Origin of the sequence: Tardiphaga sp. (assembly GCF_041424195.1) — a bacterium.
Taxonomy (GTDB): Bacteria; Pseudomonadota; Alphaproteobacteria; order Rhizobiales; family Xanthobacteraceae; genus Tardiphaga.
Genome location: NZ_JBGMOE010000096.1, coordinates 1 through 9,607 on the forward strand (window position 1 = coordinate 1; position 9,607 = coordinate 9,607).

At 59.3% G+C, this 9,607-nt stretch carries 8 protein-coding genes and 1 pseudogene; 4 read left to right on the top strand and 5 right to left on the bottom strand.

The annotated features are described in order from the left end of the window. Positions 1 to 312 precede the first annotated feature (312 nt). Positions 313 to 591 (bottom strand): hypothetical protein, encoded by a 279-nt coding sequence (locus tag ACEK02_RS14510; protein ID WP_371422381.1) that lies wholly within the window; start codon positions 589 to 591, stop codon positions 313 to 315. A gap of 879 nt (positions 592 to 1,470) precedes the next feature. Here ACEK02_RS14510 and ACEK02_RS14515 point away from each other — a divergent pair. Both ACEK02_RS14515 and ACEK02_RS14520 read left to right on the top strand, forming a co-directional pair. Continuing rightward, a complete protein-coding gene (locus ACEK02_RS14515) occupies positions 1,471 to 2,148 on the top strand; it encodes a winged helix-turn-helix domain-containing protein (protein WP_371422382.1) in 678 nt (225 codons plus the stop codon). Between the two features lie 79 nt (positions 2,149 to 2,227). Beyond that, the gene (locus ACEK02_RS14520; protein ID WP_371422383.1) at positions 2,228 to 3,550 is read left to right on the top strand and encodes an ATP-binding protein; all 1,323 of its coding nucleotides are present in this window, start codon (positions 2,228 to 2,230) and stop codon (positions 3,548 to 3,550) included. 16 nt (positions 3,551 to 3,566) lie between these two features. Here ACEK02_RS14520 and ACEK02_RS14525 read toward each other — a convergent pair whose 3' ends face one another. After that, entirely contained in the window at positions 3,567 to 6,599 is a 3,033-nt protein-coding gene (locus ACEK02_RS14525; RefSeq protein WP_371422384.1) for a heavy metal translocating P-type ATPase, read from the bottom strand. Between the two features lie 328 nt (positions 6,600 to 6,927). Between ACEK02_RS14525 and ACEK02_RS14530 the strand changes: the two genes are divergently transcribed. Beyond that, entirely contained in the window at positions 6,928 to 7,320 is a 393-nt protein-coding gene (locus ACEK02_RS14530; RefSeq protein WP_371422388.1) for a helix-turn-helix domain-containing protein, read from the top strand. 213 nt (positions 7,321 to 7,533) lie between these two features. On the opposite strand, the gene ACEK02_RS14535 is transcribed toward ACEK02_RS14530, so the two are convergent. Both ACEK02_RS14535 and ACEK02_RS14540 read right to left on the bottom strand, forming a co-directional pair. Continuing rightward, entirely contained in the window at positions 7,534 to 8,127 is a 594-nt protein-coding gene (locus tag ACEK02_RS14535) for a response regulator (RefSeq protein ID WP_371422385.1), read from the bottom strand. A gap of 28 nt (positions 8,128 to 8,155) precedes the next feature. Then, the gene (locus ACEK02_RS14540; protein ID WP_371422386.1) at positions 8,156 to 8,551 is read right to left on the bottom strand and encodes a hypothetical protein; all 396 of its coding nucleotides are present in this window, start codon (positions 8,549 to 8,551) and stop codon (positions 8,156 to 8,158) included. Between the two features lie 295 nt (positions 8,552 to 8,846). On the opposite strand from ACEK02_RS14540, the gene ACEK02_RS14545 reads away from it, so the two are divergent. Beyond that, positions 8,847 to 9,092, top strand: a complete 246-nt coding sequence (locus ACEK02_RS14545) for a helix-turn-helix domain-containing protein (RefSeq protein WP_371422387.1) — start codon at positions 8,847 to 8,849, stop codon at positions 9,090 to 9,092. A 103-nt stretch (positions 9,093 to 9,195) separates the two neighbouring features. Here the strand turns inward: ACEK02_RS14545 and ACEK02_RS14550 are convergent. After that, positions 9,196 to 9,607, bottom strand: a pseudogene (locus tag ACEK02_RS14550) (hypothetical protein); the annotation flags it as partial.

A 9,607-nucleotide genomic window follows, 5' to 3' on the forward strand; every position in this document is an offset into this window, starting at 1 on the left:
ACTGGCCCCTTTTTAAACCGGTGCCTGGCCCGTTTTTATCCCGGTGTTGACAGCTCGGAACAATCGCCGTGTGACGTCGCGCCTGCCTGTCAAAAAGATTAATTCCGTGTCAGGTTCGACTGGCGACCGAAGATGCCCTCCAATTTCGCCGCACCGTCCGATCGTGCTCCAGGTGTCCAAACACGGTCCTGGTCCGGTGACCGCCTGCTGTCGGGGTCTGGCGCTCGAAGAGGACAAGGCCTCGGACATTCGAGCTACGGCGCGGGCTGGCGTGTCGGGCGCCATGAGCGGGATGGTCGGTAAGGGTCTTTTTTAGCGATCCGGGCCTAACGACTCCTCGCGCAGGCGTGTGGCACCGGCAATATCGAGCCCAAGAGCGACCCGTGAGGCGAGGAAGGCCTGTCGGCGTTCGGGAGCCGCAAGGGGCAGTTCGTCCCATCCTCTAGGCGAGCGGGCGCCATTGATGTCGCGCCATATGCGCTCGGCCACGGCCTCCACCTCGTCGGGTGTAGGCGCACGATTATTCGACATGCAGTCGATCAAGACCTCGTGGAATATATGTCGGATTTCCGGCAGGATCATGATCACCAAGCGCGACGATTCTTTTACCCAAAAATAGGCCGGCGAGGCCCGCTATTTTCGATCCGATCCCCGTAGGAGAGCGGGCAGATTTCGCTGCCGACCATCGCCAACCACACCCTTTCTGGGGCATGACCCTATGGTTGGACAGGGGCAACCGCGCTCAGGAAAGAGTGACATGTCGCGTCGACAGGGCTGTCCTTCCCAGCGTGACCAGGGTTGATCCCGGCCGCCGGGGGCAAGGCAGCCGGGATCGTCGACGGCATCGTCGCTGCAAAAAAGCATTGTCGAGGGATGCCGGGCGAACGAACCAAACAGGGAATTGGTATCGTCCGTCTGAAGTGCGCTGTGTTCTCCTTTCGTCGGTTCGGCATCCAGCGGAGCGGCTGGAGGCGGGTTTTGCGAGGGCGATGACCTTGAGGCTGCCGAGCAAACGTCTCCGTCCAGACTGAGCGTCCGTGCGGTACGAGGCGTTTGGACGATCACCCCAGCGATTGATCGTCTAGCGGCAAGGGGCAACCGTCTTCTGAAGGCGTCATTACAACCTTTTCATCTTCGACAGGCCATACTCGATCGACCTGTCCAGCGCACCCTAGTTCGCTTGGTCATTGTGCTCAAACGGAACGCGATGGGGCGCCGCGGTCGATCGACAAATAGGGCATTGTGACAGCGTGTCCTGGGGACGCCGCATGCGCCACCTATTACACGGATTTAATGCCTGTAACAGGTGGCTGGAATGTTGGTCGCATCAAGTCTCTCAGGCTGCGCTGAGTTGCTGAATGAGAAGGGCCGTTGCATCACCGGGGCTTACTGGAAGCTACGATTGGTCGCCGGCCAATGGTATACAAGGAGCGATGTGGACTGTGCGGACAAGTAATTGAAGGTGAGCGAATGAAGCTGCTGCTTATCGAAGATGATGGCGCGACGGCCGACTATGTCAGGCAGGGTCTTGTCGAGCTCGGGCACGCCTGCGACTATAGCGCGACCGGCATTGATGGTCTCACAGCGGCGCTGACGAACAGCTACGACGCCATCATTCTGGATCGGAGCCTGCCCCAGTTGGACGGCCTATCTGTTCTGCAAGCCTTGCGCGCTGAAGGGAAGACCGTTCCTGTGCTCATTCTGAGCGCGCTTGGGCAGGTTGATGACCGTATCCGCGGTCTCGATGAGGGTGCAGATGATTATCTGCCGAAGCCCTTCTCATTTCACGAACTGACATCGCGTCTTGCTGCGATCGTCCGGCGCGGAGAGGGGCTCGCCTCGACCATGGTGATTCGGCGTGTCGCGGACCTGGAACTCGATCTTCTGTCCCGTTCCGCGCGACGGGGGGAGCGCGCGATTGAGTTGTTCGCCAAGGAGTTCCAAATCCTCGACTATCTGGTGCGCCATGCCGGTCAGGTCGTCACCAGAACGATGATGCTCGAGGCGGTATGGGATTACGGCTTCGACACAGGAACCAATGTGATTGACGTGCATATCAGCCGGCTGCGTGCCAAAATTGATCATCCAGGTGAGCGTCCCTTGCTCCACACCGTAAGGGGGGCGGGTTATCGTCTCGATGCGCGTTAGTCGAAACCGGACCCGCGCGGCTGCCTTTCGCGGTGCGCTTTGGATTACCCTCGCCGCACTCGTCGCTACGGTCACGGCGTTGTCGTTGCAATATGTGCGGACGATCAATGTCCTTGATACCGAGGCGCGACATATGGTCAGCGCTGAGATTACGGGATTGGTTGATCGGTACAATGCGGGAGGTCTACCCGAACTGACGCGGTTCGTCTATGCGCGGGCTAGGCGCGACGAGGCGCGCGACTTCGTCTATGTCGTGGCAGACGAGCGGTTCGAGGTGATCGCAGGGGACCTGTCTTACTGGCCCAGGGACATGCGGCAGTTGGGCTGGAGCCGCTCGACCGTGCCGCTGCGAAGCGGACAAGGCACCATCGATCACGACATCGAAGCTGAGGTCGTGCCATTGGGCGCGAATTGTCGTCTTCTCGTCGGGCATCTCGCGACTGGTCGGGCGAAACTTCGTGAGCGGTTCGCTGAAACCGTGGTCTGGTCGATCGGACTGACTGCGCTGATCGGTTTGGGTCTGGGTTGGTGGATCAGTCGCCGAGCGTTGCGTTTTGTCGAGCGTGCCAGCGATACTGGCGAGCGCTTCCTTGCCGGTCACCTCGACGAGCGGTTGCCGACTACGGGGCGGGGGGATGAATTTGACCGGCTTGCCGAGATGGTCAATGCCTGTTTTTCGGAGGTCGAACGTATGATCGCGAGTTTGCGGGCGGCGACCGATGGGCTCGCGCATGACCTGAAGACACCCATCACGAGAATCAAGGCCCGGATCGAACTGGCGATGTTGCGAGAAACAGCGGCTGATCCGAATGTTCTGCTCGAAACCGCGCACGATCTCGACGCGCTTCTTAAACTCATCAATGATCTTTTGGGGCTGGCAAGGACGGAGGCCCTCACCGCCGAAACATTTGAACGGGTCGACCTGGCCATTATTGTCAGGGAAGCTGTCAATCTCTATGAGCCGGTTGCAGAAAGCGAGGGCCGGCGGCTGCTCGGTCACGCGAAACCGGCAGTCGTAGACGGTGTGCGTCCGCTACTGATGCATGCCGTGGTCAACCTGATTGATAATGCGCTCAAATACGGTGGACCGACCGGCGATATCGATGTCAGCACGGAGACCCGCAACGGCAGGGTCGTCTTGGCCGTTACGGACGATGGACCGGGTATAGAGGAAGGGGATCGCGAGCGCGCAATTGCGCGCTTGGCGCGGCTAGACACCAGCCGAACGACGCCCGGCAGTGGATTGGGATTGTCGATCGTTTCGGCGGTTGCCCGCGCCCATGGCGGGACCTTGTCGCTTGATGACAACAAGCCTGGATTGCGGGCCGTGATGAACCTCCCAGCTTATTCTGGTCGTGGGCGTCTCGCCGATGGTGACGTCAGTCGCACATTTCTAAAGTAGCCAGGGGTTGCATGCGTTAACGAACGTTCTGTCGATGGGTGGACCCCTCCACCGCTGCACCTGGCTCGGCGCCGATCTGACCACGGTTGAGCAGGCGCAGCCCATTGAGGACCACGAGCAGTGACGCACCAACGTCGGCTGCGATAGCGCCCCAAAGAGAGGCAAGGCCGCTCACTGTCAGGGCTGTAAACAGAAGCTTGACGGCGATGGAAAATGCCACATTCTGATGGATGACGGCGAGTGTGGAGCGCGAATGGCGAACCAGCCACGGGAGTTTTGAAAGGTCGTCGGACATCAGCGCAACATCGGCGGTTTCGATGGCGGCGTCACTGCCCATAGCGCCCATTGCGATTCCAAGATTTGCGCGTGCCATGGCCGGAGCGTCGTTGATGCCGTCGCCGACCATGGCAACCGATCCATAACGCCGGACCAAATCCTCGATCGCCGTGACCTTGTCCCCGGGGAGAAGATCCGCGTGAATCTCATCGATGCCGGTCTGCTGCGCAATGGCTGCTGCGGTTGCCTGATTGTCCCCGGTCAGCATTACGACATGCTGGATGCCGGCACGGTGGAGCGCGGCAACAACACTTTTTGCTTCTGGCCGGACGGCATCTGCGACGGCGATAAATCCCCATACACTTTCTTCATCCCCGACCGCTACGACGGAGCGTCCGTTGCGCGTAAGCGCATCGGCTCGCTGCAGAACAAAATCTGAGCCGATACCCCTTTCCACAAGATATCGCCGCGAGCCGAGCCAGACCTGGCCGCCGGGCATGCGACCGATAACCCCTCGCCCCATCACCGCTTGGACATGCTGAGCGGGTTCGATGGCGATCTTTAGATCGATGGCTTTCGCGAGAATGGCGCGCGCGATCGGATGCTCACTGCGCGCCTCCAATGCCGCGGCCAGACGAAGAAGTTCGATGTCGTTGCGACCCGCGAGCGCCTCGATCTCGACGACCCGCGGTCGTCCCTCGGTGAGCGTTCCTGTTTTATCCATAGCAACGACATTGAGGTGAGCAGGAGTTTCAAGGTGGATGCCACCTTTCACCAGCACGCCCTGCTTTGCTGCGCCGGTGAGGGCCGCGACAATGGTCACGGGTGTCGAAATCACCAAAGCGCAGGGGCAGGCGATCACAAGGAGTATCAGGGCGCGGTAGAACCAGATATCCCAAGCGCCGCCCGACAGCAGGGGAGGGATCAGAAGAACTGCGATGGCCAGCAGCATCACGATAGGTGTGTAGGCGCGGGCAAACTTCTCTACCCATTGCTCACTCGGCGCGCGTCGATTTTGCGCCGAGCCGACCATGCGGATAATCTGGGCGAGCGTTGTGTCGTTCGCCGCCTTGGTGGTCACAACGTCGAGTGCGCCGTCACCGTTGATGGTGCCCGCGAACACCTGGTCGCCCCTGCTTTTGAACAGCGGAACGCTTTCGCCGGAGATGGGCGCTTGATTCACCTCGCTTTCACCGGCGGAGACCCACCCATCCAACGGCACCTTGTCTCCCGGCCGGACAATGATGTGCGAACCGACCGGGACTTCGGCCGAAGGGACATCTTGCTCTGAGCCATCCTCAAGCTTTATGCGTGCGATCGGCGGCGCGAGTTCCATGAGGGCCGCAACCGCCCGCCGCGCTCGACCGAGGCTCCATGCCTCGAGTGCCAAGGCCACCGCAAAAAAGAATGAAACCGTGGATGCCTCGAACCAGGCGCCAATACCTATCGCGCCAGCAACGGCAACCGTCATCAGCAGATTCATATCAGGACGCAAGCGCTTGGCGGCGAGCCAGGCTTTGGGCGCGACATAGCGCGCCGAAAAGAGCACGGCGAGCGTGTAGAGGACTAAGCTCGGCAAAGGAGTGGCATTCAAGGTGTGTTCACCTGCCTCGAATGCGGCAATGACGCCTCCGCCAAGCCATGCATGAACTGCGAAACCAAGGGCGGTGAAGATGCCGCTCGCTATCGTCAGCACCGATTGTAAGCGCCTGCGCCGGTCCGCCGCCTTCATGCCGTCCCCTGTGACGCTTTCGTTCCAAGGTTCGGCCTGCAATCCTGCGCGGGCGACGGCTTTCGCTATGCGGATTTCGAGAGCCGGGTCGGACACCATGTCGATGGACATGCGGCCGTTAAGAAGGTCGAAGGCGAGATTTTCCTCTCCGACGACAGGGCCTACTTCTCTTTTCAACGTGGCGATCTCGTCGGCACAATCCAGGCCGTAGACCCGAAATATGACCTGATCCTTCCGTCGCATCGGAAGCGGAGCCGTGAAAGCCTTCTCTGGCTCTCCCGAACAGCCGCAGGCCGTTGTCTGGGAAATTCCCGGTGCCTCTGTTGCATCCTGTGGCTCTGCGCTCGGCGACCAGCGCTCGGCATGCATCCCGATGCGGGTAATGGCCTCCTCGATCGTCAAGAGAGCCGGCCGGTTCTGCAGGCCCACGATGACTATGCCTTGCGTAATGTCGAAGCCAAGCTGGTCTTCACCGACAAGTGGCGAGAGCACGCGTGAAAGAAGGGCTACCTCGTCTTCACCCTGGAGACCGAGAACTCGATAGAGCGCGACATCGGTGCCGTCGTTTTCGACCAACGATGCGCGCATCCCGGTCGGTATGACGCGACGGATGATATCATCATAGGACGCCTGCATTTGTGGCGCGACCGCCATCAGTCCCTTCGCGATATCGAATGCCAGCCGATTGTCGCCTCCAACGACTGGCCCGACCGCACGCTGGAGAACCACGACATCATTCTGCGAATTGAGTTCTATCACTCGAAAAAGCAACGCCGGCGGAGTGTTCCTTGTCGAACCTTCCAGAAGCCGCGCTCGCATTCCTGTCGTCTCGACCGCTCGGGAGATGATGTCGACCAACGTAGTATCGCCCGCCCGCACCTCCATCAGGCCCGCCGCCGTGTCGAAGCTCAGCTTGTCTTCGCCTCCAACCACGGGCCCCAGCACGGTGCGGAGCAGGCTAACCTCATTCAGGCAATCCAGTCCATCGATCTTGAAGTGAAGCGAGCTCGGTGCGCTCGTTGTGACGTTGCCAACGCTCATTATCTGGTCCTTTCAGCTCATGGCAACGACCGGCTATCGTGGCGTGGGAATGACGATACATCCTGTAGTCACTCCAGAAGCAAGGCTCATTCCAGCTCGAGAGGGCGAAGCGGTCGGAAGTGCTGTGGCGCAGGCGCTCCGGCGCCTAGCCGTGCTCCCGCTATGGAAAACCTCTCTATTGCCGTCGTGCCGTTTCTCGGCGACACGATGTCAAAGCAGCACCACGCCTTTCGGGAAAGCGAACAAGCGCAGACAAAGGCGGTTCTTCTTCACAAGGCCCGATCCCATCGCTAGTCCCATGTTGTAGCTTCCACAGACTCAGGGCATGATGATTGCTATTGGAATTCTGTCTGCGCGAACCGGCGTGAACATCGAGACAATCCGCTATTATGAACGGATCGGGCTCGTGCCGCGGGCTGCCCGGACAGAGAGCGGGCGACGTTTCTATGGGGATGTTGACGTTCGGCGCCTGTCTTTCATCCGCCACGCCAGAAATCTCGGGTTTGAAATAGCGGCCATCAAGGCCATGCTCGCATTGCAGGAGGCGCCTGAGGCGTCCTGCAAGCAGGTGAGCCAGATCGCGTCCGACCAGCTATTTTCGGTCGAGAGTCGGATCCAGCGGCTGCTCGGCCTCAAGACCGAGCTGACACGAATGATCAGGGGATGTGATAACGGCAAGGTGGCGACTTGTCGAATCATCGAGGTGCTTGCGGAGCCATGAGCCTCGCGATGGAGCGCTTTCGCTCGCCAGAACGGTGCACTTGGATCTCGAACATCGAATAGGGCGAGATAGCGAGATTGAGCCGCGATTGCCACGGCCACCATACCGGATTTTACCACGAAGGATGTCATGTGGCAGCCTGGCACGGCTTACCTTCACTCATGGCATGAGCGCCCGGCAACCGGTTGGACGATGTCCGCAGCCCCGCGTTGCTCAGCCGCCGCGTTCAGGCGCATCGGGGAAGCGCGCGTCGTAGGCGGCGATGTGCGGTCCTCGGCCGAAACGCTCAATGGCCGCCTGTTCTGCGGCCATCGCTTGCGCCAGAGCAAATGGTTTATCGGCAGGTGGGGCCTGCGCTTGAGCCAGTTCGGTTGCATGCCATGCGTCGAGAATATCCTCGTCAGTTCCAGTTGAAGGACTGTGGCGCTCCACCAGTTCCTCGAGTTCCCTCAACAGTTCGTCTGCGCGATAGGGCTTGGCGATGAAACCGGCGCCGAGTGGCAGGGCGTGTGCGGCGGGACGGACGCGCCCGGAATGCACGAGAATGACGATTTCGGGCCAGCGGCTGCGGATGGTTCCGGCGAGTTCCAGCCCATCCATGCCGCCCGGCATTTCGATATCGGTGAGGACTATGTGAACATCTCGTCGCTCTCCCAGGATCGCGAGCGCGTCGAGCGCGTCGCAGGCTTCGAAGACACGATATCCAGCGTCCATGAGAACCTCGGCGACATAAGTCCGCACCAAAGGTTCGTCCTCGACCACCAGTGCGGTGCTATAGTTGGCTGTCGAGCCTGTCAGCGTCTCCATTGCGCACCTCTCGCAGGCATTATTTTCGTTAGTCAGCGGTTTCTTCGTTCGGCATCTGGCTCGCTTCGTGCAAGATCGCGCTCCAGCAGCCGATGATTAGGCCCTCTTCGGCCGAAGTTTCGGCAGCAGCTGCAGCAAATATCCCAAGCGAGCCGGCGATTTCGTCAATCGGCGCTATGCCGCCCCGCGCCATCCATGTGGCAAAAACTGCCAAGGCGCCACCAATCGCCCGAACGAGGGCAGGGTCGGCGTCCACCTCCACGCGATTGTTTGCCGAAGGCGTCGCCCGGATTATGCGCGTGACGATGTCATGGGCGGCCTGCAGATGCAAGGCGGCGTGGCTCTCTCCGGCGTCAATCAATAGCGCCTGGGCGGCTTCCATATGATCGAGGGCGCGGCGTCGCATCGAATGCATGTCTTTCATGGGATACCTTCACGGGCTCGTGGCGCGGCGACAGTTGAGGGCGGTGAGGTAGGGGGCAAGGCGGTCGGCTTGGTGTTCGTGCGTTGGTAGGACAGGTGCCAAATGTGGCAGCTGCGCCAGCGCTGCGCATCTGAGACGCTCACTTGTCGATGCTTGTCCAATCGGTCGATCAAATAGCTGTTCACGGGCATGTTCCTGCCGTGGAACCAATCCAGGCTCATCCTGTTGGGGAGAGCAAGGGATTGATGCTTAAAACCCGTCGCCTTATAACCATCTTTCGGGCGATTCAGAAAGGGTGAAACGCACTCATCCCGGACGGTTACGCCAGATTCTGGCGGCGAACATTCGTCATTACCGCACAGAGCGGGGCATTAGCCAACAGGACTTCGCTTATGACATCGAGATGGATCGAAGCTATTTCGGCGGGATTGAGCGAGGGGAACGAAATGTTTCGATCGATAACATCGAAAGAATTGCGCATGGACTTGAAATAAATCCAAATATTCTTTTGATTGAACCTAAGGAAAAGGATAACGGATAGTCATATACTAAATTATAATGGAATTTTACGTTTCAATCTGCGGCGAGCTTGGATTTGGGAATAATAGCTATCATGGGATAACGCATCTTTTGCCATATTCATGTTAGTAGATTTCCCGTGTCGTATCATTAACGTTGGTGTTTTCTTGAATGTCGCCCAAAGTACCGAACGCGACGAAGCTGCCATCAACGCGGATTTTGATTGTGACGGGCATTGGTCCAACGTTCTTCCAGAACCAGCCATGCAAGCCATCGAACGTACCGACCAATTCACCTATATCACCACGCGTATTCGTCCGCCGGTAGCTCGCATACTCACCGCCGACAAGCTTGCGCTGCTCATGGAAAACGTCGCCGCCATCGCTCATCCAGCGAAAATTCAAGGCCTTCCCTGCTTCCTTGACGGCTCTTACCTCACGCTCTTCACCCGGCGAGAGTGGAATCGCAATTTCAGCGGAGTTTAGAGCGGTTTCCACACGAACTGACTCGACGGGGATTCCCTTTGCGGCGGCGTTG